The sequence below is a fragment of the Streptomyces sp. NBC_01016 genome (assembly GCF_026341035.1).
In the GTDB taxonomy this organism is placed as follows: domain Bacteria; phylum Actinomycetota; class Actinomycetes; order Streptomycetales; family Streptomycetaceae; genus Streptomyces.
The window spans coordinates 2,866,571-2,891,646 of the sequence record NZ_JAPEOQ010000002.1 but is presented as its reverse complement, the minus strand read 5'-3'; the positions used below and the strand labels follow the sequence as shown (position 1 = coordinate 2,891,646).

At 71.1% G+C, this 25,076-nt stretch carries 24 protein-coding genes and 1 pseudogene; 13 read left to right on the top strand and 12 right to left on the bottom strand.

Annotation, left to right across the window (positions count from 1 at the left end):
* The first annotated feature begins 158 nt into the window (after positions 1–158).
* Positions 159–1,208, top strand: coding sequence for a LacI family DNA-binding transcriptional regulator (locus OG746_RS39955; protein ID WP_266723675.1), 1,050 nt, complete (start codon positions 159–161; stop codon positions 1,206–1,208).
* Between the two features lie 21 nt (positions 1,209–1,229).
* On the opposite strand, the gene OG746_RS39950 is transcribed toward OG746_RS39955, so the two are convergent.
* The 4 genes from OG746_RS39950 to OG746_RS39935 form a co-directional block, all read right to left on the bottom strand.
* On the bottom strand, positions 1,230–2,447 hold the full coding sequence (locus OG746_RS39950; RefSeq protein ID WP_266723673.1) for a cytochrome P450: 1,218 nt from the start codon (positions 2,445–2,447) through the stop codon (positions 1,230–1,232).
* A 97-nt stretch (positions 2,448–2,544) separates the two neighbouring features.
* Positions 2,545–3,540, bottom strand: coding sequence for a PDR/VanB family oxidoreductase (locus OG746_RS39945; protein ID WP_524540527.1), 996 nt, complete (start codon positions 3,538–3,540; stop codon positions 2,545–2,547).
* A 122-nt stretch (positions 3,541–3,662) separates the two neighbouring features.
* Entirely contained in the window at positions 3,663–4,436 is a 774-nt protein-coding gene (locus tag OG746_RS39940; protein ID WP_266723672.1) for an IclR family transcriptional regulator, read from the bottom strand.
* Positions 4,437–4,536: 100 nt separating this feature from the next.
* Positions 4,537–5,475, bottom strand: coding sequence for a LysR family transcriptional regulator (locus OG746_RS39935; protein WP_266723671.1), 939 nt, complete (start codon positions 5,473–5,475; stop codon positions 4,537–4,539).
* Between the two features lie 148 nt (positions 5,476–5,623).
* Here OG746_RS39935 and OG746_RS39930 point away from each other — a divergent pair, with 148 nt between their 5' ends.
* The 7 genes from OG746_RS39930 to OG746_RS39900 all read left to right on the top strand — a co-directional run bounded on the left by OG746_RS39930 (position 5,624) and on the right by OG746_RS39900 (position 12,641).
* A complete protein-coding gene (locus tag OG746_RS39930) occupies positions 5,624–6,625 on the top strand; it encodes a fumarylacetoacetate hydrolase family protein (RefSeq protein WP_266723670.1) in 1,002 nt (333 codons plus the stop codon).
* Positions 6,622–7,605 (top strand): cyclase family protein, encoded by a 984-nt coding sequence (locus OG746_RS39925; protein WP_266723668.1) that lies wholly within the window; start codon positions 6,622–6,624, stop codon positions 7,603–7,605. Before OG746_RS39930 ends, OG746_RS39925 begins: the two co-directional genes overlap by 4 nt.
* 56 nt (positions 7,606–7,661) lie before the next feature.
* On the top strand, positions 7,662–8,804 hold the full coding sequence (locus OG746_RS39920; protein ID WP_266723666.1) for an FAD-dependent oxidoreductase: 1,143 nt from the start codon (positions 7,662–7,664) through the stop codon (positions 8,802–8,804).
* 5 nt (positions 8,805–8,809) lie between these two features.
* Positions 8,810–9,823: an amidohydrolase family protein gene (locus tag OG746_RS39915; protein WP_266725702.1), complete on the top strand. Its 1,014-nt coding sequence runs from the start codon at positions 8,810–8,812 to the stop codon at positions 9,821–9,823.
* A 3-nt stretch (positions 9,824–9,826) separates the two neighbouring features.
* The gene (locus OG746_RS39910) at positions 9,827–10,765 is read left to right on the top strand and encodes a VOC family protein (RefSeq protein ID WP_266723664.1); all 939 of its coding nucleotides are present in this window, start codon (positions 9,827–9,829) and stop codon (positions 10,763–10,765) included.
* A 92-nt stretch (positions 10,766–10,857) separates the two neighbouring features.
* The gene (locus OG746_RS39905) at positions 10,858–11,850 is read left to right on the top strand and encodes a fumarylacetoacetate hydrolase family protein (protein WP_266723662.1); all 993 of its coding nucleotides are present in this window, start codon (positions 10,858–10,860) and stop codon (positions 11,848–11,850) included.
* Positions 11,847–12,641: an SDR family NAD(P)-dependent oxidoreductase gene (locus OG746_RS39900; protein ID WP_266723660.1), complete on the top strand. Its 795-nt coding sequence runs from the start codon at positions 11,847–11,849 to the stop codon at positions 12,639–12,641. The genes OG746_RS39905 and OG746_RS39900 overlap by 4 nt, the downstream gene beginning before the upstream one ends.
* Here the strand turns inward: OG746_RS39900 and OG746_RS39895 are convergent.
* From OG746_RS39895 to OG746_RS39885, 3 genes and pseudogenes are all read right to left on the bottom strand, one after another.
* The gene (locus OG746_RS39895; RefSeq protein WP_266723658.1) at positions 12,593–13,294 is read right to left on the bottom strand and encodes an MFS transporter; all 702 of its coding nucleotides are present in this window, start codon (positions 13,292–13,294) and stop codon (positions 12,593–12,595) included. The two genes, OG746_RS39900 and OG746_RS39895, sit on opposite strands and share 49 nt — an antisense overlap.
* Positions 13,273–14,055, bottom strand: a pseudogene (locus OG746_RS39890) (MFS transporter); the annotation flags it as partial. The pseudogene OG746_RS39890 and the gene OG746_RS39895, both read right to left, overlap by 22 nt.
* Entirely contained in the window at positions 14,048–14,899 is an 852-nt protein-coding gene (locus tag OG746_RS39885; protein WP_266723656.1) for a phytanoyl-CoA dioxygenase family protein, read from the bottom strand. The gene OG746_RS39885 and the pseudogene OG746_RS39890, both read right to left, overlap by 8 nt.
* 112 nt (positions 14,900–15,011) lie before the next feature.
* On the opposite strand from OG746_RS39885, the gene OG746_RS39880 reads away from it, so the two are divergent.
* The 4 genes from OG746_RS39880 (at position 15,012) to OG746_RS39865 (ending at position 18,010) form a co-directional block, all read left to right on the top strand.
* On the top strand, positions 15,012–16,016 hold the full coding sequence (locus tag OG746_RS39880; RefSeq protein ID WP_266723654.1) for a LacI family DNA-binding transcriptional regulator: 1,005 nt from the start codon (positions 15,012–15,014) through the stop codon (positions 16,014–16,016).
* A gap of 127 nt (positions 16,017–16,143) precedes the next feature.
* On the top strand, positions 16,144–16,737 hold the full coding sequence (locus OG746_RS39875) for a TetR/AcrR family transcriptional regulator (RefSeq protein WP_266723652.1): 594 nt from the start codon (positions 16,144–16,146) through the stop codon (positions 16,735–16,737).
* Between the two features lie 58 nt (positions 16,738–16,795).
* Positions 16,796–17,494: an enoyl-CoA hydratase-related protein gene (locus OG746_RS39870; RefSeq protein WP_266723650.1), complete on the top strand. Its 699-nt coding sequence runs from the start codon at positions 16,796–16,798 to the stop codon at positions 17,492–17,494.
* Positions 17,495–17,566: 72 nt separating this feature from the next.
* Positions 17,567–18,010, top strand: a complete 444-nt coding sequence (locus OG746_RS39865; protein WP_266723648.1) for a PaaI family thioesterase — start codon at positions 17,567–17,569, stop codon at positions 18,008–18,010.
* Positions 18,011–18,026: 16 nt separating this feature from the next.
* Here the strand turns inward: OG746_RS39865 and OG746_RS39860 are convergent, their stop codons facing one another.
* Entirely contained in the window at positions 18,027–19,442 is a 1,416-nt protein-coding gene (locus tag OG746_RS39860) for a carotenoid oxygenase family protein (protein WP_266723646.1), read from the bottom strand.
* Between the two features lie 294 nt (positions 19,443–19,736).
* On the opposite strand from OG746_RS39860, the gene OG746_RS39855 reads away from it, so the two are divergent.
* Positions 19,737–21,272 carry a carboxylesterase/lipase family protein gene (locus tag OG746_RS39855; protein WP_266723644.1) on the top strand — a complete coding sequence of 512 codons (1,536 nt, stop codon included), beginning with the start codon at positions 19,737–19,739 and terminating at the stop codon, positions 21,270–21,272.
* Positions 21,273–21,331: 59 nt separating this feature from the next.
* On the opposite strand, the gene OG746_RS39850 is transcribed toward OG746_RS39855, so the two are convergent.
* The 4 genes from OG746_RS39850 to OG746_RS39835 all read right to left on the bottom strand — a co-directional run bounded on the left by OG746_RS39850 (position 21,332) and on the right by OG746_RS39835 (position 25,035).
* Entirely contained in the window at positions 21,332–22,303 is a 972-nt protein-coding gene (locus OG746_RS39850) for a quinone oxidoreductase family protein (RefSeq protein WP_266723643.1), read from the bottom strand.
* Between the two features lie 70 nt (positions 22,304–22,373).
* Positions 22,374–23,198, bottom strand: a complete 825-nt coding sequence (locus OG746_RS39845) for an ABC transporter permease (protein ID WP_266723641.1) — start codon at positions 23,196–23,198, stop codon at positions 22,374–22,376.
* Positions 23,195–24,031 carry an ABC transporter ATP-binding protein gene (locus OG746_RS39840; protein ID WP_266723639.1) on the bottom strand — a complete coding sequence of 279 codons (837 nt, stop codon included), beginning with the start codon at positions 24,029–24,031 and terminating at the stop codon, positions 23,195–23,197. Before OG746_RS39840 ends, OG746_RS39845 begins: the two co-directional genes overlap by 4 nt.
* On the bottom strand, positions 24,028–25,035 hold the full coding sequence (locus OG746_RS39835; RefSeq protein ID WP_266723637.1) for an ABC transporter substrate-binding protein: 1,008 nt from the start codon (positions 25,033–25,035) through the stop codon (positions 24,028–24,030). The genes OG746_RS39840 and OG746_RS39835 overlap by 4 nt, the downstream gene beginning before the upstream one ends.
* Positions 25,036–25,076: the final 41 nt, after the last annotated feature.

The following is a 25,076-nucleotide window of genomic DNA, read 5'->3' as shown; positions in this document are numbered from 1 at the left end:
CGTTCCCCATTGCGAGTGGGCATCACCCTGCACGCAACTCCCGTGTCAGTCAAGACATTCAGCCGTAACGTCGATGCCCCAGGAGGGAGACGTGGGGACACGGGTGTGGCATTCTGTGAATCGTTACCCTTCACGCCGCGAGATCCGGAGTACTGACGATGAGCGGGGCCGCGACACCCAGGCCGAACAAGCGCGTGACGATCAACGACGTCGCCCGGCGCGCCGGGGTGTCCACCACGGCCGTGTCCAAGGTGCTCAATAACGCCTACGGCGTGAGCCCGGGGATGCGGGAGAAGGTGGGCGCGGCGATCGCGGAGCTCGGATACCGGCCGCACGCGGCGGCCCGTGGCATGCGCGGTCGGACGTACACGATCGGCGTGCTCCTCGACAACGTACGCAACGCCTTCTTCGCCGACATCCTCGACGGCATCCGCGAGGAGCTCGGCCGCACCGACTACACGGTGCTGATCGGCGCGGCGGGCTTCGAACCGGACGAACAAGCCCGTGTCATCCGGTCCATGACGGACCGCCAGATGGACGGCCTGATCCTCATCGCGCCCGGTACGCCACGCCCCGAGGTCCTCACCACGGCCGCCGCGACGCCCACGGTCGTCATCGGCCACCACGACGGCGCGGACAGCCACGACACAGTGGCCGACGCCGACGACCTCGGCGCCGGCCTCGTGGTGGACCATCTCGTCGGGCTCGGCCACCGGGACATCGCGCTTGTCTCGGCGCCGGGCAACAAGGCCGCGCAGTGGCGGCGCACCCCCGAGATCGCGCTGACCGACGGGTACGGGGAGGCGATGCGGCGGCACGGCCTGGAGCGGCACATCCAGGTCCACCACGCCGCCTACTCCGACGAAGGCGGCTTCAAGGCCGGCCTCACGCTGCTGACGGGCGAGCACCGGCCGACCGCCGTCATGGCGGGCGCGGACGTGGCGGCCCTGGGCCTCTACCGTGCCGCCCATGATCTCGGCCTGCGCATCCCGGACGACGTCTCCCTGGTCGGCTACAACAACACGGCACTCGCCGCCCTGGCGCCCGTCCAGCTGACCAGCGTCGACCAGGCAGGGCAGGAGATGGGAGCGGCCGCCGCGCGGATGCTGATCGAACGTGTGGAGCGGCGGCGGGACCGGGCGCTGCGCACCACGATGACGCCCCGCCTGGTCCTGCGCGCCAGCACGGCATCGCCGCAGGGGCGGTAGGCCTCGATGCAGTAGGACGTGTCATGTCGCGCGGCGGATCCGCACCGGGAGGGAGGCCCAGGAGCGCAGGGTGTTGTTGAGGTGGCGGCGGGGCGGGGCCGCGAGTTCCAGGTGTGTCACGCGGTGGGCCAGGGCGGTCAGCAGGCACTCGGCCTCCAGGCGGGCCACATGCTGGCCGACGCACTGGTGCAGGCCCATGCCGAAGCCGACGTGGCCTGAAGGGTCGCGGGTGAGGTCGAAGCGGTCGGGGTCGGTCCAGCGGTGCGGGTCGCGGTTGGCGGCGCCGAGGAACATGAGGATCTTTCCGCCCTCGGGGACGGTGACCCCGGCGATCTCGACGTCGGTGGTCGCGGTGCGGAAGAAGGTCTGCACTGGTGACTCCCAGCGCACCGCCTCGTCGAACGCGACCCGCGCCAACTGCGGCCGCTCGCGCAGCCGTTGCCATTCATCGGGGTGCGTGGCGAAGGCGTACAGGGTGGCGGCCAGGCCGTGCACCGTGGTGTCGACGCCCGCCGTGAGCAGGGAGCGCACCACCAGAGGTGCTTGCGCAGGGGTGATGTCACCGCGGTCGGCGGCCGCCCAGATGCGGGCGCCGAAGCCGTCCTCGCTCAGTGCCTCGCGGGCGCACTGGTCGTTCACCCAGGCCGAGAGACCGGCCATACGGTCAGCGTCGGCGCGTACGAGCTCGTTGCGCGGGCCGAAGGCGTTGAACGCCATGTTGCCGTAGGGCAGCAGGTTCTCCCTGCCGTCGGGCCCCAGGCCGACGGCATCCGGGAAGGCCCGAAGAGGGAAGGCCGTGGCCAGCGCCTCGAAGGCGTCGAACTCCGTTCCCTGGGTGGCGAGTACGGTGTCGACGAGGTCGTCGGCGACGCTCTGCCACGACTCGCGAAGCCGTCGCAGGGCGAGCGGGGAGAGGATCTCGCTCAGTACGCGGCGAGGGGCGTCGTGGTGGGGCGGGTCGGCTTCCAGGAGGAGGCTCGGCGGCCGCCAGGGCTTCTCGTGGCGGAAGTTGGCCAGTCCCACGCCGGCCCCGGACTGGAAGGTCTGCCAGTCGACGAGGGCCGTGTGCACCTCCTCGTAGCGGGCCAGGGCGTGCACGTCGTAGCGGGACAGGTGGACGACGGGGCCCGCGGAGCGCAGGTCCCGGTGCAACGGGGCGGGGTCGGCGAGGTGTTCGGCGGCGAAGGGGTCGATGTCGGTGGTCGGCACCGACGCGGGGGCGGCGGCTGTTGCGGACATGGCGGCTCCACGAATGCGATTCGGTCGGTCGGTCGGTCGGCCCGGGTGATGTTCAGAGGCCTCAGAAACCTCAGAAGCCTCTGGGACCTCTGAGGCCTCAGAGGTCGAGGACGAGTCGGTCCGAGCGCGAGCGGGACACGCAGGGCAACAGGCAGTCACCCGCGGCGCGTTCGTGCTCGGCGAGGACCGCGTCCCGGTGGTCGGGCGTTCCCATGAGGACCGGCACCAGGCAGGTGCCGCAGGTGCCCTGCTCGCAGGAGGACAGCACCTCAACTCCCGCACGGCGTACGGCATGCAGCACAGAGAGGTCCGGCGGAACGGTGACCGTGCGTCCGGTGCGGCGCAGTTCCACCTCGAAGGGGGTCTGGCGGACGGGCTCGGCCGGGGCGGCAGCGGTAAAGCGTTCGGTGCGCAGGCTGTGCGGCGGCCAGGCGGCGCAGGCGGACTCGACGGCGGCCAGGAGCGGGGCGGGCCCACAGCAGTACACCTTGGTGCCGGGTTCCGGCCGGCTCAGCCAGGAGTCCAGGTCGAGCAGCCCGCACTCGTCCTGGGGGCACAGGTGGACGCGTTCGCCGTAGGCGGTCGTGAGGTGGTCGCGGAATGCCATCGAGGTCCGAGTACGGCCCCCGTACAGCAACTGCCAGTCGATTCCCATCAGTTCGGCCTGGTGGACCATCGGCAGCAGCGGGGTGATGCCGATGCCGCCCGCGATGAAGAGATAGCGGTCCGCGGGTGCCAGCGGGAAGTGGTTGTGCGGGCCGCCGACGCCGACCGGGTCGCCGACCGCCAGGCGGTCGTGCACATACGCCGATCCCCCGCGCCCGGCGGTCTCGCGCAGCACGGCGACGCGGTAGGTGTACGGGTCCCAGCGGTCGCCGCACAGGGAGTACTGGCGGGTCGTCCCGTCCGCCAGCACCAGGTCGACATGGGCCCCGGGAGTCCAGTCCGGGAGCCGGGTGCCGTCCGGACGCTCGAGCGTGAGGGACACGACGCCGTCCGCGACGGTGTCCTTGGCGCGCACCCGCAGGGTCAGGGCTGGGGTGGGGGTCGGGGTGGCGCGGGCAATCTCAGGCAGCAGGTGGTGTGCGACCACGTCGTCGCCTCCCGTCTGTGGATTGCAGGCAGGATGCGCGTGGCGGCGGTCGCACCGCGACGGCCTTCTCATCCAGTGAGAGACGGATTTCGTACCGCTTCCACCTGACCGTCGTACGTCCGTCACGCATCAGGTGTATCGGGTGCGGCGGCGGCCGCTTCGAGCGCGCGCGACACACCACGTGCGGCCGTGCGGACGACGGGCACGACCGCCTGTGCGCTCTGGTCGTTGGGGACGATGACCGAAAGCGCCGCCGCCACCGTGCCGTCGGCGCCGCGCACCGGGGCGGCAATGCCGAGGGCGTCTTCGTGGACGTATCCGGGGCAGTAGGCGTAGCCCTGCCGGCGCACCTCGGCCAGGACGGCCCGCAGCACGGCTGGGGTGGCCGGGGTGGCGGCGGTGTAGGCGGCGAGTTCGCCGGCGAGCACGCGGTCCTTGAGGGCGGCCGGTCCGTGGGCGAGCAGCACCAGGCCGCTGGAGGAGGCATGCAGGGGGAGTCGTCCGGCGATGCGGGTGTAGTTGATGACCGAGCGCGGGGCCGAGAGGCGTTCGAGGAACAGCACCTCTTCGCTGTCCAGGACGGCGAGTTGGACGTGGTGGCCCACCACGTCGTGCACGCCCTCCATGAACGGCATCGCCGCGTCGCGCAGGGACAGTGTGGGCGAGGCGCGGACGACGAGTTCCCACAGCCGGACCCCGATCCGTACGCGACGGTCCTCGTCGCGGCTCAGGAATCCGTGCCCGACCAGCTCGCCCACGAGGCGGGAGGCGGTGGCGACGTGCAGGCCGGTGCGGCGGGCGATCTCGGAGACGGTCAGCGCCGGTTCGTCCTGGCTGAAGGCCCCCAGGATGCGTGCGGCACGGGAGAGGACGGACTCGCGGTGGGGTGGCTTCATCGGGGGGCTCCTTCCGGCTCTCCGGTCACGTGGCTCCTTCCGTCTCTCCGCTCACGTGGCCCCTTCCGGCTCTCCGCTCACGCGACTTCCAACTCCCCGTTCATTTTGTGCTGTTGAGCGGCGGACCGTCCTGCGACCGGGGCAGCCCGGCCCCGACCCGCGCGGCCGTCTCCCGCAGCCAGATGTGGGCGGCGTCGTGGGTGTGCACGGGATGCCACCACAGCGCCTCTTGCAGGGAGACCGCCTCGTAGGGAGGTTCCATGACCCGGACCGGGGCGATGGGCGCGAGCAGGCGGGCGAGCCGGGCCTGGACGAGGGCGATGCGCCGGGTGCCGGCCACAAGGAGCGGCAGCAGTTGGAAGCTGTCGACGGAGACCTCGACGTGCGGCTCGACGCCGAGCATGCCGAGCTGGCGCACGGCCGGGGCGTCGTAGGTGCGCTGATAGGTGACCCAGGGCAGGTCCGCGAGGTCCTGCAGGGTGAGCCGGTCCCCGACATCCGGATGGTCGTCGGCGACGAGGAAGACCCACCGGTCGTCGTAGAGGTCTGTGGCGGGGAAGTCGTTGATGACACCGTGCGGCATGAGCAGTCCGTCGACGGTGCTGAGCAGCGTCGCCGTGTCCTCGACCACGGTGGTCGGGGTCTGTGTGAAGCGCAGCCGGATGCCGGGGGCCTCCTCGTGGAGGTGGCGGGCGAGGGCGGTGCCGAACACGGAGACGGCGTAGTCGGAGGCGACGAGCGTGAACTCGCGGTTCTCCTGTGCGGGGTCGAAGGTGGCCTGGCTGGCGAAGAGGCGTTCCAGCACGTCGTAGGCGGTGGAGGTACGGTCGAGCAGCACCTGGCCGAGCGCGGTCAGCTCGTAGTGGCCGCCGACCCGGGCCAGCAGATCGTCGTCGAAGTGGCGGCGCAGCCGGGAGAGCGCGGCGCTCATCGCGGGCTGGCTCAGCCCGACGCGGTGTCCGGCGCGCGTGACGTTGCGCTCTTCCAGCAGGGCCCGCAGGGCGACGACGAGGTTGAGGTCCAGACGGGCCAGATTCACGGGCTTTCCCTTGCTGTACGGCTTCGGGCTCGGGGTCGGACGGTGCTGACCAGGGAGAATTTACCCAACGGATAGTCCGCATCCACAGAATCTATTTCCCTGATCACCGGTGGCGGGTCCAGATTAGTACCACCGCAATCAGGAGGACATGTTCGTGAAACCCGCTCCCGCATCCGCGCCGTTCGCCGGCCCCTTCGCGCTCGCCACGCTCTCGACTCCGGGCGGGCCGGAGTTCCCCGCCCTGGTCACCCCCGACGAGCGGGTCGTGGACCTGCGTATCGCCCTGGACGACGACCGGTTGACGACCCGTCGGCTGCTGGAGGACTGGGCCGCGGTGCTGCCGCGGCTGCGCTCCCTGGCCGACGACGGCGCCGTCGCGCGCACGCCGCTCGCGGACTTCTCGGTGCACGCGCCGGTCGAGCCGCGCCAGGTGTTCCAGTCCGGCGCCAACTACCGCCAGCACGTGATCGATCTGCACGTCGCGCACAAGGCGCCGGGCGACGACCGTCCGGAGGACGTGCGGCGCGCCGAGGCGGCGGAGATCATGGACCGGCGGGCCACGGAGGACCTGCCGTACGTCTTCATCGGGCTGCCGAGCGCGATCACCGGTCCTTACGACGACGTGGTGCTGCCCTCCTGGGCCGGGAAGCCGGACTGGGAGCTGGAGTTGGCGGCCGTGATCGGCAGGCCCGCCCACGGCGTCTCCGTCGAGGAGGCCCTGGAGTACGTCGCCGGATACACCATCGCCAACGACCTCACCGACCGCGCCACCGTCTTCCGCCGGGACATGCCGCAGATCGGCACCGACTGGCTGCGCAGCAAGAACGCACCCGGATTCACCCCGCTCGGCCCGTGGATCGTGCCCACCGAATCGGTCACGGACCCGGATGATCTGCAGCTCACCCTGAAGCTCAACGGCGAGACCATGCAGGACGAGTCCACCAAGGACATGATCTTCAACGTGGCACGCATGGTGGCCTACGCCTCACAGAGCGCCCAACTGCTGCCAGGAGACCTGGTGTTGACCGGCTCACCCGCCGGAAACGGCATGCACTGGGGTCGGCTGCTGCGCGACGGAGACGTCATGGACGGCTCCGTCACCGGGCTCGGCGCGCAGCGCACCCGGTGTGTGGCGGAGGTGACCGAGTGAACCCCGAGCGGACGCCGGCGTCCTTGGACCGCACCGACCCGGAGGGTGCGGTGGCCCGCGCCGCCAAGTCGTACTCGAACTGGGGCCGTTGGGGCGAGGACGACCGGCTCGGCACGCTGAACTTCCTGGACGAGGCCAAGCGCCGCGAGGGTGCCGCACTCGTACGACGGGGTGCCAGCTTCTCGCTCGCCCAGAGCTTCGACATGAACGGCCCGCAGAAGGGCTGGCGGCGCCGCACCAACCCGGTGCACACCATGCTCGACACCGGCACCGACGCGGCCCTCGCCAACCAGGGCTTCCCGCACGGCATGGGCGGCGCCGACGACGTGATCGCCATGCCGCTGCAGTGCTCCACGCAGTGGGACGGCCTGGGCCACATCTTCGACCACGGCAAGGCGTGGAACGGCCGCGCCGCCGAGAAGGTCGTCACCTCCGACGGCGACCTGGTCACCGGCATCGAGCACATGGCTCCGTACGTGGCCGGGCGCGGCGTCCTGCTCGACGTCGGCCGGGTCATCGGCACCGACGGCGAGCTGCCCGACGCGTTCGCGATCACCGAGGAGCACCTGGCGGCGACCGCCGAGGCCCACGGGGTGAGCGTCGGACGCGGTGACATCGTCGTCGTGCGCACCGGGCAGCTCGCCCGCGCCCGCCGCGAGGGCTGGAACGAGTACGCGGGCGGCCCGGCCCCCGGCCTGTCCTTCACCTCGGCCGGCTGGCTGCACCGCACCGAGATCGCCGCGATCGCCACCGACACCTGGGGCTTCGAGGTGCGGCCCAACGAGTTCGAGCACGCCTTCCAGCCGCTGCACCAGGTCGCCATCCCCAACATGGGCCTGCTGATCGGCGAGATGTGGGACCCGGACGCGCTCGCCGCGGACTGCGCGGCGGACGGCACCTACGAGTTCTGGCTCACCGCCGCTCCCCTGCCCATCACCGGCGCCGTCGGCTCCCCGGTCAACCCCGTAGCCGTCAAGTAGTCGACAAGTCGCCGTCGAGTTGCCGTCAAGTAGCCGACGGAACACAGGAGTTAACCATGAGCAGTACCCCCAGCAGTCCCCGCTCGGTCCTCGTCGTCGGCGGTGGCGCGGCCGGCAACGCCGCGACGATCCTGCTGCGCCGCGCCGGGATCGCGGTCGACCTGATCGAGGCCAAGGACGACTGGAACGCCACTGCAGGATCCGGCATCACCCTCCAGGGCAATGCGCTGCGCGTGCTGCGCGAACTCGGTGTGTGGGAGCAGGTGGAGCGGTCCGGCTACGGCTTCGACGCGGTCGGCATCACCGCCCCCGACGGCACCGTCCTGCACGTCAGCGAGGACCTGCGCACCGGCGGCGACGAGCTGCCCGCCACCGTCGGCATGCAGCGCCCGCAGCTCCAGCGGATCCTGATCGACGCGGTCCGCGCCAGCGGCGCCACCGTCCGGCTCGGCGTCCGGGCCGAGTCCCTCGACCAGGACGACACCGGTGTCTCCGTACGCTTCAGCGACGGCACCGACGGCCGCTACGACCTGGTGATCGCCGCCGACGGCCTGGGCTCCGCCACCCGTGCCGCGATCGGCATCACCGACCGGCCCGAGCCCACCGGCATGGCCATCTGGCGCGTCGCCACCCCGCGCCCGTCCGGCCTGACCCGCACCGACCTCGCCTACGGCGGCCCCGCCTACATCGCCGGATACTGCCCGACCAGCGAGTCCACGATCTACGCGTACGTCGTCGAGGCCAACCGCGACCGGGCCACCATCCCGGCGGACTCCTACGCCGACGAGATGCGCTCGCTCGCGAAACACTACGGCGGCCACTGGCCGGAGATCACCGCGCACATCACCGACCCGGCGCAGGTCAACTACACCTGGTTCGACCGGATGCTGGTCGAGGGCTCCTGGCACCGCGGCCGGGTCGTCCTGGTCGGCGACGCCGCGCACTGCTGCCCGCCCACCCTCGCCCAGGGGGCCGCCCTGTCGATGGAGGACGCCTGGGTGCTCACCCAGATGCTGAGCGCCGTCGACACCTGGGACGACGCGCTGTTCCAGGCCTACTACGAGCGGCGTATCGCACGTGTGCGCCCGATCGTTGAGGCGTCCGTGCAGATCGGCCAGTGGCAGCTCGACGGGGTCCGCGACGCGGATGTGCCCGGCCTGATGGGCCGCACGATGACGATGCTGCGGGAGCTGCCGTGACCGACGTGACTGCCCCTCCGGGGACACCGACTATTGACGTGCACGCCCACGTCCTGCTGCCCGAGATCGAGGCACTCGTGGACGGCCTGCCGGGCCACGCCGAGGCGAAGGCCCTGGACGCCCGGCGCAACGGCCCCGACGCGCTCAAGGTCAGCGGCCGGATGATCGGCGAGCGGTTCGCCCGGCTCACCGATGTGTCCGCCCGGCTGGCCGCGATGGACGCGCAGGGCGTGGACGTCCAACTGGTCAGCCCGTCCCCGTCCCACTATCACTACTGGGCCGACGAGGCGGCCGCGGAGAAGGTGTACCGGCTCGCCAACGAGGCGACGGCCGCGCACTGTTCGGCCGCACCGGACCGACTGCGGGGCCTCGGCCTCGTACCGCTCCAGCATCCCGAACAGGCGGTGCGCGCGCTCGACCACGCCCTCGAACAGGGTCTGCTCGGCGTCGAGATCTCCAGCCACGCGCCGGGCCGCGAGCTGTCCGACCCGGCGTACGAACCGCTGTGGGCACGGGCCGAGGAGACGGGTGCGCTGGTCTTTCTGCACCCCTTCGGCTGCACGCTCGACGAACGCCTCGACCAGTGGTACCTGTCCAACTCCGTTGGCCAGCCCACCGAGAACGCCGTCGCGCTCTCGCACCTGATCTTCTCCGGTGTCCTCGACCGCCACCCCGGCCTGCGGATCATCGCGGCGCACGGCGGCGGCTATCTGCCCACCCACATCGGCCGCGCCGACCATGCGTGGCGGGCGCGCGCCGACGCCCAGGAGTGCGCGCAGGAACCGAGCGCGTACCTGCGCCGCCTCTACTTCGACTCGCTCGTCCATGACCCTTACGTACTGCGGGAGTTGGTGCGGGTCGCGGGCGCGGACCGGGTGCTGCTCGGCTCCGACTTCCCCTTCGACATGGGCAGCGAGGACCCCGTCGGCGCACTGCGCGCGGCGGATCTCGCCGACGCCGACTTTCACGCCGTACGCGGCGGCACCGCGGCCGCCCTCCTCCGCCTCCGGAAGGACTGACCCATGAGCAATCGTCTGCTCACCCACCTGCGGCACGTCGACCTCGCCGTGCCCGACTACGACAAGCAGCTCGACTTCTACTCCGGTGTCTGGGGCCTGTCCAAGGTCGCCGAGGACTCCGGCATCTCCTTCCTTGCCGCCGAGGGCTCCCCCGAGCAGTACGTGGTGCGCCTGCGCCAGTCCGACGAGAAGCGCCTCGACCTCGTCTCCTACGGGGCCGCCAGCCCGGCGGACGTGGACACGCTCGCGGAGCAACTCCTCGCCGGTGACGTGCAGTTGATTACGCAGCCGGGCAAGGTCGACACCCCCGGCGGCGGCTACGGCTTCCGCTTCTTCGACGTCGACGGGCGCACCATCGAGGTCTCCGCCGACGTCGAGGTCCGCCGGCACCGCAAGATCGAGGAGAAGGAGGCCATCCCGGTCAAGCTCTCCCACGTCGTCCTCAACTCCCCGGATCTGAACAAGACCCGGGAGTGGTACGAGCGCCACCTCGGCTTCGCGCTCTCCGACACCCTGTCCTCGCCGCACATGGGCGAGGTCATGCACTTCATGCGGATCTCCAACCAGCACCACTCGATGGCGATCGCGCAGGGCCCGCACACCGCGCTGCACCACGTCTCCTTCGAGATGCGCGGCCTGGACGAGTACATGCGCGGATCGGGTCGCGTGATGCGCGCCGGGTTCAAGAAGATCTGGGGCCCCGGCCGACACATGGCGGGCGACAATACCTTCACGTACTTCCTCGACCCGCACGGCAACACCGTCGAATACACGACGGAGTTGGAGCTGCTCGACGAGGACACCTGGCACCCGCACGTCTACGACTTCTCGAAGCCCGAGGTCACCGACCAGTGGGGAACGGCGAACGCGATGAACGAGCTCGTCGCCAAGGAGTCGTTCAACGACCCCGACCGCGGCGTGTTCATCGCCCCGCCGGTCTGATCCCACCCGATTTCCGGGGGCGCGGCGGTGCCCTGTCCATGCCCTGACACACCCGCCGCGCCCCGGTTCCGTCGCGCCCGCCAGGAGCTCGCATGCGATTCGCCACCTACTCCACGTATGAGCACGAACACGAACACGGACACCCCACCCGCGTCGCCGTCGTCACGGAGGACGACACCCTGTACCCGGTGCCCGGTGTCACCTCCCTCACCGACCTGATCCACTCCTCTGGCGGCCTGCAGTCCCTCCTCGACGCCGGTACCGCCGCGCTTGCCGGACCGCCCGGCCCGCACATCTCCCAAGTGCGGCTGCTGCCGCCCCTCCAGCCTTCCTCCGTACGGGACTTCGTCGCCTTCGAGGAACACGTGGAGGGTGTGCGCAAGGCCGTGGACGGTGTCGCGGGCGTACCCGAGCAGTGGTACGCGGCGCCGACCTTCTACTTCACCAACCCGTACGCCGTCTACGGCCCCGGCGAGGACATCCCGATGCCGCCCGGCTCTACCGTCCTCGACTACGAACTCGAGGTCGCCGCCGTCATCGGCCGCGAGGGCCGCGACCTCACTCCGGAAGAGGCCCGCGAGCACATCATCGGCTACACGGTCTTCAACGACTGGTCGGCCCGCGACCTCCAGTCCGCCGAGATGAAGGTCGGCCTCGGCCCCTGCAAGGGCAAGGACACCGCGACCACGCTCGGCCCGTACCTGGTCACCGCCGACGAGCTGGAGCCGTACCGCGACGCGGACGGTCTGCTGCGCCTGGCGCTGACGGCCGAGGTCAACGGCGAGACGATCGGCAAGGACCTGCTCTCCAACATGAGTTGGACCTTCGAGGAGATGGTCGCCTACGCCTCGCGCGGCACCGTCGTCCGCCCCGGTGACATTCTCGGCTCCGGCACCTGCGGCAACGGTGGCTGCCTCGCCGAACTGTGGGGCAGGCGCGGCGAACAGACTCCGCCGCCGCTGAAGCCCGGAGACACCGTCACCCTCACGGTCGAGGCCGTCGGCACCCTCTCCAACACCGTCGTCGAGGGCGCGGCCCCGCTGCCGCTCCCGGCCGGCCGCCGCCGCACGCGGGAGCGTCCGTGACAACGAAGCGCCTGGTGGGCAGGGTCGTGGTCGTCACCGGCGCGGCCCGCGGCCAGGGCGCCGCCGAGGCCACGGCCCTCACCCGCGAGGGCGCCCACGTCATCGCGACGGACGTGACCGAGGGACCCGGCATCCGCCCGCTCGACGTCACCAACGAGACGCAATGGGCCCAACTAGCCTCCGATCTACGGGAGTCGTACGGCCCCATCCACGGCCTGGTCAACAACGCGGGCATCACCTGGCGCGCCCGCCTCGACGAGGTGCGCGCCGAGGACTTCGCCCGCGTGCACGCCGTGAACGTCACCGGACCGCTCCTCGGCATCCAGCACCTCACCCCGCTGATGCCCGCCGGCGCCTCGATCGTCAACGTCGGCTCGTCCGCCGCGCTCACCGCCCACTACCCGGTCGCGTACACGTCCAGCAAGTGGGCGCTGCGCGGCCTGTCGAAGACGGCGGCACTCGAACTCGGCCCGCGCGGCATCCGCGTCAACACGATCCATCCGGGCTTCATCGAGACGGAGATGACGGCGTCGGCCGCCCCCGCCTTCCGCGAGGCCAACCTGCGCGAGACCCCGCTGGGCCGCACCGGCACGGTCGACGAGATCACCCCGCTCGTCACGTTCCTGCTGTCGGACGAGTCGTCGTTCATCACCGGCGCCGAGATCCCGGTCGACGGTGGATACACGGCCCACGGCGCCGCCAAGTCCATCTCCGACGCGCTGCGCCCGGGGACACCGGCCGCTCACACCACCGCACCCGTGCGGCTGTCCGAGGCCTCGGACAACCCCTGACCGTCGTCGTCCAGCGCCCGGCGGAAGGGCAGCGGGCTGTGCAGCGCCTGCTCGATGCGCTCCAGGCTGCGGCCCTTCGTCTCCGGGACCTTCAGCGCGACGAAGACGATGCAGGCCACGTTCATCAGCGCGTAGAACAGGAATGTGCCGGAGCGGCCGACGGTGTTGATGGCCGTCAGCGCGGTCATGGCGATGAGGAGGTCGAAGCCCCATACGGACAGCGTAGCCAGGCTGGTGGCCGGGCCGCGCACGCCCAGCGGCAGGATCTCCGGGCCGATGAGCCAGACGACGGCCTGCATGCCCACCCCGTTGAACAGGATGTACGCGAACAGGGAAATGATCACGGTCCAGCGCTGGGCCGTCGATCCGGAGGAGGTCGCGAAGGCCGCCGCGAGCACCACCATGGCGAGCGCCGAGCCCGGCAGGAACCACAGCATCGTGCGGCGCCGTCCGGCCTTGTCGACCGCGATGGCACCGACGATGCCCGCCACGACGAGCATCGCGCCGATGCCGATGCCGGTGAGCAGCGCCACCGAGTCGCCGAAGCCCGCGTCGTCGAGGATGGTCGGGGCGTAGTAGACGATGGCGTTGATCCCGGTGAGCTGGGAGAAGGCGCGATGCCGAGGGCGATCAGGAGGGCCGGGCGCAGCCACCGCTGCCGCAGCTGTCGCCAGCTACCGCCGCCCGCAGGGGTGTTGTTCGACACCGCGGCGATCTCGGCCGCCTCCGCGGCCACGTCCGCGCCTGCGGGCCGCAGTCGTCGCAGGGTGCGCTCCGCGTCGTCGGTCCTGCCCTGCTCGATGAGCCAGCGCGGGCTCTCCGGCAGCGGCAGCATGCCGAGGGCCAGTGCCAGGGCGGGGATGACGGCGAGGGCGAACATGACCCGCCAGCCGCCGCTGCCCGACAGGGCCCAGCCGCACAGGTACGCGATGAGCTGCCCGATGGCGACCATCAGCTGGAACAGCACCATGAGCCGGCCGCGTACGGCCGCGGGCGCCAGTTCGGCGATGTAGACGGGCACCATGTTGGACGCGCCGCCCACCGCGAGTCCGAGCACGAAGCGCGCGGCGATCAGCGTCGACACATCGGGGGCGAGCGCGGCGGCGACCGCGCCGGCGGCGAAGATCACCGCGACCGTCGCCACCACCTTGCGCCGGCCGTGCCGTACCGCCGCGCGCCCCGAGAGCAGGGCGCCGACCATCGCGCCGAGCAGGATGACGCTGACGACGATCTCCTGCTCGCGGGAGGAGAGGTCGAGGTCCTCCCGCAGGTGCAGCAGGGCGCCGGAGATGATGCCGGTGTCGTACCCGAAGAGCAGACCGCCAAGCGCCGAGACGGCGGCGACGGCGTAGACCAGCACCGGGGTGCGTCCGCCGCCCGCGGGGCCGTGCGCCTCCGTGGCCGGCTCAGGCATCGCCCATGACCAGACCCTCGATGGTGTGCTTCTGGGTGACGGGCGTCAGCTCGTCGACGATCGGGCAGTCCAGGTGGCGGCGCACCCGCTCGGGCAGAGACTCCCAGAACGTGCGGGTGACGGCGGTGTCGTGCCGGTCGCCGTTGTTCGACTCCGGGCCGTCGAGGCCGAGGATCAGCACGGGCCGCGACTTGGACGACTCGTTCTTGGTGCCGCGATGGATGGTCAGCGCGGTGCGGGCCGAGATGTCGCCGCGCTGCGGGTACTTGCGCACCGCGCGCTCCTCGTAGCGGCCGAAGCGCTCGCGGGGCGGGAACATCCCGTGCTCGAAGTCGGGTTCGTCGTCCCACTGGGTGCCGGGCGCGATCTCGAAGGGGCCCATGTCCTCGGCGGTGTCGACGGCGGTGACGTTGAAGGCGAGCGACGTCAGCCGGCGTTCGTTCCGCGTCTCGTCGGGGATGGGGAAGTCGCGGTGCCAGGGCTGGTTCACGGCGCCCTCGAGCGGTACGTCGAAGCCGAGTTCGACGATGCGGTAGTCCGGGCCGAGGACCGCGGTGGCCACCGACCGCACCCACGGGTGGTCGACGAGGTCGACGAAGCCGCGCAGCTGCTCGGGGTGGATCTCCACGTAGTAGCGGTTCGGACCGCGGCCCACGGCGCCGCCCGGCCGGGAGCGCGCCTCTTCGTACGCGGCCTCGATGTCCTCGCGCATCCGGTCGGCCCACTCCGTGGCGAAGGCGCCCTTCCGCGCCGTGATGCCGTCCCCGTACAGGTTCGCCACGTCCCGCGTCACATCGACGTCCTGATCGGCGGGGCTGACGCCGGGGAATGCGGACACAGTCATCCTTGCCTCCTTGCAAGCGGAAGTTCCGCCACTAGATTGCATCGATGAATGCAACGTTGCAATACCCTCAGGGCAGCGGTTTTCCGGGGGCGCCGCGTGAAAGGATGACCGGGTGAGCAGTCGTCTGAAAGATGTGGCCGCCCGGGCGGGCGTCTCCACGCGCACCGTGTCCAATGTGGTCAGTGGGTCCGCCTCGGTGGCGGCGGAGACCCGACGGCGCGTCCAGGAGGTGATCGACGAGCTCGGCTACCGGCCCAACCTCGCCGCGCGCAGCCTGCGCGCGGGCCGCACCGGGATCATCGGCCTGGCCATCCCCGAGCTGCACTCGCCCTACTTCGGCGAGTTGGCCGGACTCCTGGTCGACGAGGCCCAGCGCCGTTCCTGGACCGTGGTCATAGACCAGACCCGGGGCGACGCCGACGCCGAACGCCGACTGCTCACCCAGGGCGGCGGGCGCGCCGTCGACGGGCTCATCATCAGCCCCTGGGCGCTCGACCCGGCCGAACTCGCCGCCACCGCACCGACCGTGCCGCTCGTCCTGCTCGGCGAGCGCAGCCCGCGGGGCGCGGCCGACCGCGTCGCCGTCGACAACGTCACCGCCGCCGACGAGGCCACCAGCCATCTGATCGGCCTCGGCCGGCGCCGCATCGCCGCCATCGGCCTGCAGCCGCACCTGCACAACGGGACGGCCCTACTGCGCGCCGAGGGCCACGGCCGGGCCCTGGAGCGGGCCGGACTCCCCCAACTCCCGGACACCCAGCGCCCCGTGGCCGCGCTGCACCGGGCGGACGGCGCCCGCGCCATGACCGAACTGCTCGACGGGCCGGCCGTCCCCGACGCCGTGTTCGCCTTCAGCGACGAACTCGCCCTGGGCGCCCTCCATGTGGCGCACGAACGGGGCCTGCGCGTGCCCGAGGACATCGCGATCGTCGGATTCGACGACATCGAGGACGGCCGCTACAGCCACCCACCCCTGACCACCATCGCGCCGGACAAACAGCAGATCGCCGAGCGGTCCCTGCAGTGTCTGGCAGACCGGATCTACAGCCCCAGCAACGACGTCCCTCCGCAGGAACTGATCGTGCCGCACCGGCTGTTGAAGCGCGGCACGGCCTGAGCCGACCGATCGGCCGTCCATCCCCTCTTGCCTGTTCTATGTCATACACCTTAAGTTACTGACAGGTAGCCCAGGCAGCTCACCGCTCGGCGGTGGGGCGCCTCGTCGTCAGAGGTGGGGTGGACAGGTGAGCCCGCGCAAGAGTGACAGTCGTGACCGGATGGTCCTCAGCGCCGCCGCGCTGCTGCGCGAGTACGGGGCGAGCGCGACCAGCGTCGACCGGGTACTCGCTCACAGCGGGGCGCCGCGCGGCTCGGTGTACTACCACTTCCCCGGCGGGCGGGCGCAGCTCATCGACGAGGCGGTGGCCCTGGCCGGGGACTTCATCGCCGGACTGATCGACGCGGCGATGCAGGCCGACGATCCCGTGGAGGCCGTCGACGCGTTCTTCGTGCTGTGGCGCGAGCGGCTCGTGGAGAGCGGCTTCCGGGCCGGCTGCCCGATCGTGGCGGTGGCCGTCGAGACCAATGACGACGCGCCCCAGCTCGCCCGTTCCGCCGCCGCCGTCTTCGCCCGCTGGCAGGAGGCTCTCGCGGGGCTCTTCGTCCGGCACGGCCTGACCGAGGAACGCAGCCGCAGGCTGGGCGCCTTCATCATCGCCGCGGTCGAGGGCGCGGTCATCATGTGCCGGGCCGAGCAGAGCACCGCCCCGATCGAGGCGGCCGCCGCCGAGATCCACGATCTCCTCCTGTACGCCCTGCGCGAGCGGCCCGACACCTGATCCGGCCCGTCGCCACCTCGTACACCTCGCATCCCGTGCACACCTCGAAGGAGTCGCCATGACCGCCACGCCCGTCACGCCCGTCACGCCCTCGCTCGACCGTCACGACAGTGTCTTCGTCCTCGACCTCGGCGACGGCGAGAACCGCTTCCACCCCGACTGGCTCACCGCCGTCGGCGCCGCGCTCGACGAGGTGGAGAAGGCGGAGGGCCCGCGCGCGCTGGTCACCGCCGCCACCGGCAAGTTCTACTCCAACGGGCTCGACCTGGAATGGGTGTTGGCGCACGCCGACCAGCACGAGAACTACGTCGTCACCGTCCACGAGCTGTTCGCGCGGATGCTGTCGCTGCCGGTCATCACCGTGGCCGCGCTGCAGGGACACACCTTCGCCGCCGGCGCCATGTTCTCCCTCGCACACGACTTCCGCGTGATGCGGGCCGACCGCGGGTTCTGGTGTCTGCCCGAGGCGGACATCAACATCCCCTTCACGCCCGGCATGGCCGCCCTGATCCAGTCCCGCCTCGCCCCGCAGACCGCGCACGAGGCCATGCTCACCGCCCACCGCTACGGCGGCACCGACGCCGCGGCCGCCGGCATCGTCGACCAGGCGGTCCCCGAGGACGCCGTGCGCTCCGCCGCGATCGAACTCGCCCAGGCACAGGTGACCAAGGCCGGCGACACCCTCGGCACCATCAAGGCCCGCATGTACGCCCCGGCCCTGGCCACCCTGCGCGACACCACCAACCCGCTCGGCTGACCACGACCGCACCCCGGGGCAAGGGCGCCACCCGCACCACGCTTCACGCACCGCACAAGGAGAACGACCACCGTGACGACCACCGACCCCACTGCCATGACCGGCCTGGAACTGATGCGCTGGGTGCAGGCCGAACGCCCCACCGACATCCCCTCCATCGGCCGTCTGCTCGGCATGAACTTCGACGAGGTCGAGCACGGCCGCATCGTCGCCTCCCTCGACACCCGCCCCGACTTCGCCAACCCCCTCGGCACCGTCCACGGCGGCATCGCCGCCACCCTCCTCGACTCCGCCATGGGCTGCGCCGTCCACACCACGCTCCCCGCGGGCACCGGCTACACCACGCTCGAACTCAAGGTGAACTACATCCGCGCCGCCCGCACCGACGGCCAGACCCTCACCGCCGAAGGCAAGGTCATCCACGCCGGCCGCCGCACCGCCACCGCGGAGGGCAAGGTCCTGGACGAGCAGGGCAAGCTGATCGCCCACGCCACGACCACCTGCATGATTCTCTAGCCGTCGGCGACGGTTCTCAACTCTCTTGGTCCGCAACCCAGTTGCCGTGGAACCCCACCGGCACCCGCACCGGCAGATGCACCCGCGCGACGGGCCCGCCGCTCAGATCCTGGGCGGCGAGGACCACCAGGTCCGTGGCGCCGCGCTCGGGGTCGAAGACGTACGACAGGATCCATCCGTCGTCCTCGGCGTCGCTGTCCGCCGACGGCACGAACACGCCCTCGCCGACGTCCCCGCCCGCATGGAAGCGATGCACCTCGCTGCCGCCGCGCTCCAGGTCGAACTTGACGAGTCCGACGCCGACTTGGGCGAGCTCGGGCGCCGGCGAGGTGGGCGACAGCAGGTGGACGCGGGCCCGCTCGGCCGCATACCCGTCGACGGGTTCGAGGACCCCGTAGCCGTACCGGTGCGCACCGGTCTCGCGTCGCGGGTCGACCCGCGGGAACTCCACGGCCCGCTCGTCGATGCCGTCCTCGCGCACGGTCCCGGCGGCGAGATCGACCGTCCACCGCACGAGTCGTGGCGGCGTCTCGTCCGGCCCGCGGCTGTCCCGCCCCGCGAACAGCCGGTCGTAGCGCACCAGATGGACGGTGATGAGCCCGTCCCCGTCCTCGTACGCGTTCATGGGGTGGAAGACGAAGCACGGCTCGACCTCCAGCCAGCGCACGTCCTCGGCGCGCCCCTCGCGCGGCAGCACGCCGAGCCGCGGCTTGCGCTCCGGGTCCCAGATGTAGGGCAGGGACGAGGGTGACGTGGCGACGTCCGGGTTGAAGACGACGGGCAGGTCGTACAGCAGCACGTACGAGGCGGTGAGCGAGAAGTCGTGCATCATCGGCCGCCCGTCGACGGGGATGTCGACCCTGCGCCGCACCCGCCCGTCGGTCCCGACCACCAGGTACTGCACATACGGATACGCCCAGCAGTACGCCACCGCGTGCAGCTCACCGCTGACCGGGTCGAGGGTGGTGTGCGCGGCGAGCCCGCCCGGCAGCGTGCCCTGGAAGTCGTACGGGCCAAGGGTGTTGAGGTCGCCGTCCAGCTCGTACGGCAGCGCTCCGCCCTCGACGGTGGCGAGGTAGCGGCCGGCAAAGTTCAGGATGTGCGTGTTGGGCGCGAGGTCCATGTCGAGGTGGCGCGGGCCGTGCAGCGGCTTGTCCCCGAGCGTCGCGGCCATGGCGTCGTTGCGCACCCACCGGTTCCGGTACCACTCGGCCCGCCCGCCGCGCAGCCGTACCCCGTGCACCATGCCGGGCCCCGTGAACCAGTGGTACGCCGCCGGGTCGTCGAGGTTCAGCGGATTGGGCCCGTTGCGCAGATACCTCCCGTCGAGCCCCTCGGGGATCCGCCCGCTCACCGGCAGGTCGTAGGCGGTGACCTCCTCGCGCACCGGCGCGAACAGCCCTTGCAGATACGGATTTCCCTGATCGGCCATGACGGCCTCCTCGACGGGTCCGGCAGGGGGTGGCCCAGGACTCCACCCTCTACCGAAAGCGGGCCCGGGTCGACCCCCGATCGAGGCGGGCCGTTCCCGATCCGGTCCGCTGAGCGGGCCAGAAGTGTCGCGCGGCCGCCGTGCGTTACGGAGCATGGCCTCGCCCATCGCTCCGGCCCCCTGGGAGGTTGTTCCGTGCATTCCTTTGCCCGAAGAGGACTTGCAGGCTTGGCGAGCCTGTTCGTGCTGCTCACGCTTATATCCGCCGTTCCCGCCTCCGCAGCCTCTCGCTCCTTGACGGTCCCCACCGACAAGGGCCGGGTCGCGGGAGCCACGAAGGACGGCGTCGACCGATTCCTCGGCATCCCGTACGCGGCTCCGCCCGTCGACTCCAAGCGCTGGCAGCCGCCCGCCCCGGCCTCCTCGTGGAAGGGGACCCGTCCGGCGACGGCCCCCGGCCCGCGTTGCATGCAGTTCGGCGGCGACGCCGGCCGTGGGATGAGCGAGGACTGCCTGTCGCTCAACGTCTACACCCCCTCGAAGCGCACGGACCATCCACTGCCGGTGATGTTCTGGATCCACGGCGGCGGATTCTCCGGCGGGTCGGGAGGCGACGAGGACGGCTCACAGATCGCCGAGGCCAACAACGTCGTGGTCGTCACCGTCAACTACCGCCTCGGCGCGTTCGGTTGGCTCGATCTGCCGGGCCTGAGCAAGCAGGGTGGCGGCAACTACGGTCTGCTCGATCAGGAGGCTGCGCTGCGTTGGACGCAGCGCAACGTCGGCGCCTTCGGCGGCGACGCGAGCCGGGTGACCATCGGCGGCCAGTCGGCCGGCGGTCATTCCGTCTGCGCGCTCCTTGCCTCACCGCCGGCCCGCGGCCTGTTCTCCGGCGCGATCATCCAGAGCGGCGGTTGCCCCAGCCTCACGGCCCAGCAGGCCGTCGCGCGAGGGAAGAAGTACGAGACGGCGGCCGGCTGTGCGAACGCCGCGGACAGCGCGTCCTGCCTGCGGTCCAAGTCGGCCGATCAACTGCTGGCCTCTGGACGGGAGTTCGCCGGAGGCGTACTGAGCGGACCGCTACCCGTGTCCGGCGGCCCCGAACTGCCCATTCCGCCGAGCGAGGCCGTCCGCACGGGCAAGGCCGCGAACGTCCCCCTGCTCATCGGTCACACGCGCGACGAAGTGCGTTCCTGGGCGCTGCCGTTCGCGAAGGCGACGAAGGAGCAGTACGAGAAGGCGGTCCGCATCGAGTTCGGTGACCAGGCCGACGCCGTCCTCGCCCACTACCCGTTCAGCGCCTACGGCGACTCGTACACTGGGACGTACGCCTTCGCTGATCTGTGGGGCGACAGCAGCTCGTTCTACGGGCTCGGAGGCTGCCAGTACCACGACCTCGCGGGTCAGGCCGCGAGCCGTCAACCGCGCACGTATTTCTACGAGTTCGACGACCCGCACCCGCCCGTCAAGGGCGGTCTGCCGGCCGGCTTCGACCCGGGTGCCTCGCACGGCGCCGAGATGCCGTACCTGATGCCCGAGGCGGCCTCGAAGCAGCTGTCACCCGGGCAGCAGCAGCTGTCCGACGAGATGGTGCGCTACTGGGGCTCGTTCGTGAAGCACGGGAACCCCGCGACTCCGGGACAGGCCGCCTGGCCGTCGTACCGGGCCGGGAAGTACATGTCGCTGCTGCCCGGTGGTGAGAGCAAGGCCCTCACGTCCGGGGCGTACGCGACCCAGCACCAGTGCTCCTTCTGGAACTCCATCGACTACGACTGGCTCCCGGTCGATCCGGGTCAACTCGCGGCGCAGGCAGGCGTTTCGCAGTCCTGACCCCGCATACGCAACGGGCCCCCTCCGATCGGAGGGGGCCCGTTCCCGTACGTCAGGTCCTACTTCCCGGAGCCCTCCAGGTCGAGCACGATCTTCCCGACCGCCGCACCCGTGCGCAGTCGCTCCACCGCCTCGCCGAGCGCGTCGATCCCGTACCGCTCGTACGGCAGCGACAGCGCGCCCGACGACAGGTCCGGCAGCAGTCGCAGGACCTCGGGGGCGACCTCCTCGCCGCGCGAGATCATGTTCACGGGCAGCAGGGAGACGTCCGCGAGGAAGAAGTCCGCGAGGTCCAGGGTGAGTTCGCGGCCGGCCGTGTAGCCGAGGAGCGCCGCCCGGCCGCGTCCGCGGACCAGGGTGAGGGCGTTCCGCAGGATCTCGCCGCCCACCGTGTCGATCAGCACGTCGACCTTGCCGCCGATCGTCTCCTCGGAGAGGTCCGAGGCGAGCAGTGCCTTGGCCACCCCGGGCACGTGCGGGAGCTTCGCCGGACGGCCGACCGCACCGATCACCTCGGCGCCGGCGCGCGCAGCGAGCTGCACGGCCATGGCACCGACCGCACCGGACGCACCGGTGACCAGCACCCGCTCCCCCGGCCGCACCTGCGCGATGGCGTGGACGGTCGCCCAGGCGGTGCCGACCGGCGAGAAGTAGATGCAGGCGAGGGCGGGGTCGGTGCCCTCGGGCATGGGCTCCAGGGCGGCGTCCGGCACGAGCGCGTGCTCCGTCCAGGCACCGTCGCGGCTCAGGCCGAGCCCTTCCCCTCGAAGCCGGACCAGCGCGCCCTCGGGGTGCGTGTCCGAGGCGACGACGTGGCCGCTGCCCTGGGTACCGGGGATGAACGGCAGCTCGGGAAGGATGCCGAACTGTCCGTCGAGGATGTTCATGTCGAGGTGGGCGACGGTGGCCGCCGCCATCCGTACGAGGGTGTGCCCGGGGCGCGGCTCGGGCACGGCCCGCTCCGTGAGGCGCGGCAGGGTGCCGAACTCCTCCAGGAGCAGGGCTCGGGATGTCGTTGCGGTGGTGCTCACGTGCTGTGTTCTCCGTTCGTGTCCCCGTTGGTGTCTCCGTTGGTGACCGCGTCCCGCCCCGTTCCCCCACTCACACCTTAGCTCCGTACTTGTGCAGTACACGGACCGCGATCACGCGCAGCACCCGGTCGTAGACGAGACCCAACACACCAAGGGTGATGATGCCGACGAAGACCCAGTCGATGCGGCCGTAGTTCCGGGACGTCCAGATCAGGGAGCCGAGGCCCACCTGGGAAGCGACGATCTCGGCGGAGACGATCGTAAGGAAGCTGTTGCCCATGGCCAGGCGGGCGCCCGTGAGGATGTACGGGACGGTGGACGGCAGCACGATCCGCTGGAGGATCTGGCGGCGGTTCGCGCCGAGGCTGGCCGCCGCCCGCAGTTTGTTCTCGTTGACGGCCATCACGCCTGCACTGGTGTTGAGGGTGACGATGAAGACGGCCGTGTAGAAGATCAGGACGATCTTCGAGGACTCGCCGATGCCCAGCCACACCACCGCCAGGGTCACGAAGGCGACCGGCGGGATGAAGCGGAAGAATTCGATGTAGGGCTCCAGGAGCTGCCGGACGATCCTGATCTGTCCGATCAGCAGGCCGATCGGGGCGCCCACCAGGACGCCGAGGCCCCAGCCGATCAGGATGCGGCGGCTGGAGGCGATGACCGAGTTGCCGAGCGTGCCGTCGGACGCCAGCTCGCCCGCGGCCGACAGGGTCTGGCTCGGCGAGGCGACCAGCGAGGGGCCGTACTTCATCGCGACGAGCTGCCAGACCCCCAGGCCGACGACGACGGCGAGGACGTACAGGCCGATGGTGCGCAGTCCTTGTCCGCCCGCCCGGCTGGTGCGGCGCGGGCGGGTACGTGTCGGGGCCGCGGCCTCCGTCGTGGTGATCGTCATGCGCCCTTCGCCTCTCCGTCGAGCTGGTCGTCGAGCCCTTGGTCGCGCATGGCCTTGCGGACCTCTTCTCCGATGTCGTCGCGCAGCTTGTGGCGCAGGCGTACGGCGGCGGGGTCGGACTCGTCGCGGGGGCGCGGCAGGTCGACCGTGTACAGGGACTTGATCGAGGCCGCCGGGCCCGCCGTCATCACGGCGATGCGGTCGGCGAGCAGGATCGCCTCGTCGATGTCGTGCGTGACGAAGACGACGGTGCAGCCGGACGCCCGCCAGATGCGGGCCGTCTCCTGTTGCAGCACCTGCCGGGTCTGCGCGTCGAGCGCGCCGAAGGGTTCGTCCATGAGGACGACGCCGGGTTCGTTGGCGAGGACCCGCGCGATCTGGACGCGCTGGCGCATGCCGCCGCTGAGCTGGCCGGGGTAGCGGTCCGCGCAGTGGCGCAGCCCGACCAGGCCGAGGAACTCGTCGGCCACCTTGTCCTGTTCGGCTCGGGAACGGCCGCGCATGCGGGGCCCGAAGGTGACGTTCTGCTTCACCGTCAGCCAGTCGAAGAGGGCCTCGCTGCTCTGGAACACCATGCCCAGTTCGGGGTCCGGGCCGCCGATGGGAGCGCCGTCGGCGGTCAGCGTGCCCTCGCTGACCTGGATGAATCCGGCCATCGCCGACAGCAGCGTGGACTTCCCGCAGCCGCTCGGGCCCAGCAGGCAGAGGAATTCACCGGCCGGGATGTCGAGGTCGATGTTCCGGACGGCCTGGAAGTCGCCGAAGGAGATCCCGGCGCGTTCGGCCCGCAGGGCCGCTCCCGTGGCCGTGGACTTCTCGATCACCTTGGTCATCGGGATTCCTTCGTGTTGTCGGGAAGCCAGCCGTGCTGGACGGCGCCGCGCACGTCGGGGCGGGCCTTGAGCTTGCCGGTGTCGAGGTAGAAGGAGGCCGTGTCGTCGTAGCCCTTCAGGTCCTTCGTGGTGAAGTCGCGGACGCCGAAGTCGATCTCCTTCACCGCGTTCAGGGTCTGGGCGGTGGGGATCTTCGCGGCGTCCTTGGTGGCCTTCGCCGCGGCGTCCGGGTCGCTCTCCGTTTTCTTGGCCGCGTCCGCGAGGGCCGCGGCGACCTTGGCGGCGGTGCCCTTGTGGTCCTTCAGCCAGGGGGAGGTCGACAACAGCCAGTGCTGGTAGCTGAGGCCGTAGTCGCCGGTGGTCTCCAGGATCCGCTCGCCCAGCTCCTTGCCCTTGGCCGGCCAGGGCTCCCACAGGACGTACGCGTCGACGTCGCCCTTCTTGGTGAGGGCCGGGATCTCGGCGGGATCGGAGGTGACGAGGTCGACCGAGCCGGGCTTGATGCCCTTGGACTCGAGGAACCGTGTGGCGGCCAGCTCGGACAGGCCCGGGACCACGGCCATCTTCCGGATCTTGTCGGGCGATTTCACGTGGGGGCCCAGGACGACCTTGAGGTACCGCCCCGAGTTCTCGTACACGAGGAGCGATCTCAGGTCCGGGTTCTGGCCGAGCAGGCCGATGGTGGTGGCGTCGGAGTTCCCGGCCATCTGGACCTGTCCGGCGGAGAGGGCGTCGACACCTTCCCCGCCCTTGGCGAACTGGACGAGGTCGACGTTCACTCCGTGCTTGGCCCACAGCCCCTCGGCGTCGGCCACGAAGAACGGAGCGTACGAGGCGTCGACACCGACCGCGATACGTATCCGGGGGCCGGCCGCCTTGTCGCCGGAGCCCGGCCCGGACCCGGCGTCGGTGGTGCCCGCTCCGCACGCGGTCACCGCCAGCAGTGCGGCGGTGAGGAAAGCGGAGCCGGTGATGCGCTGAATCGGGCGGGACGCTGTCTGCATGGTCACCTCGGGGTGGACGCTTTTCGGCAGGTCATCGGGGT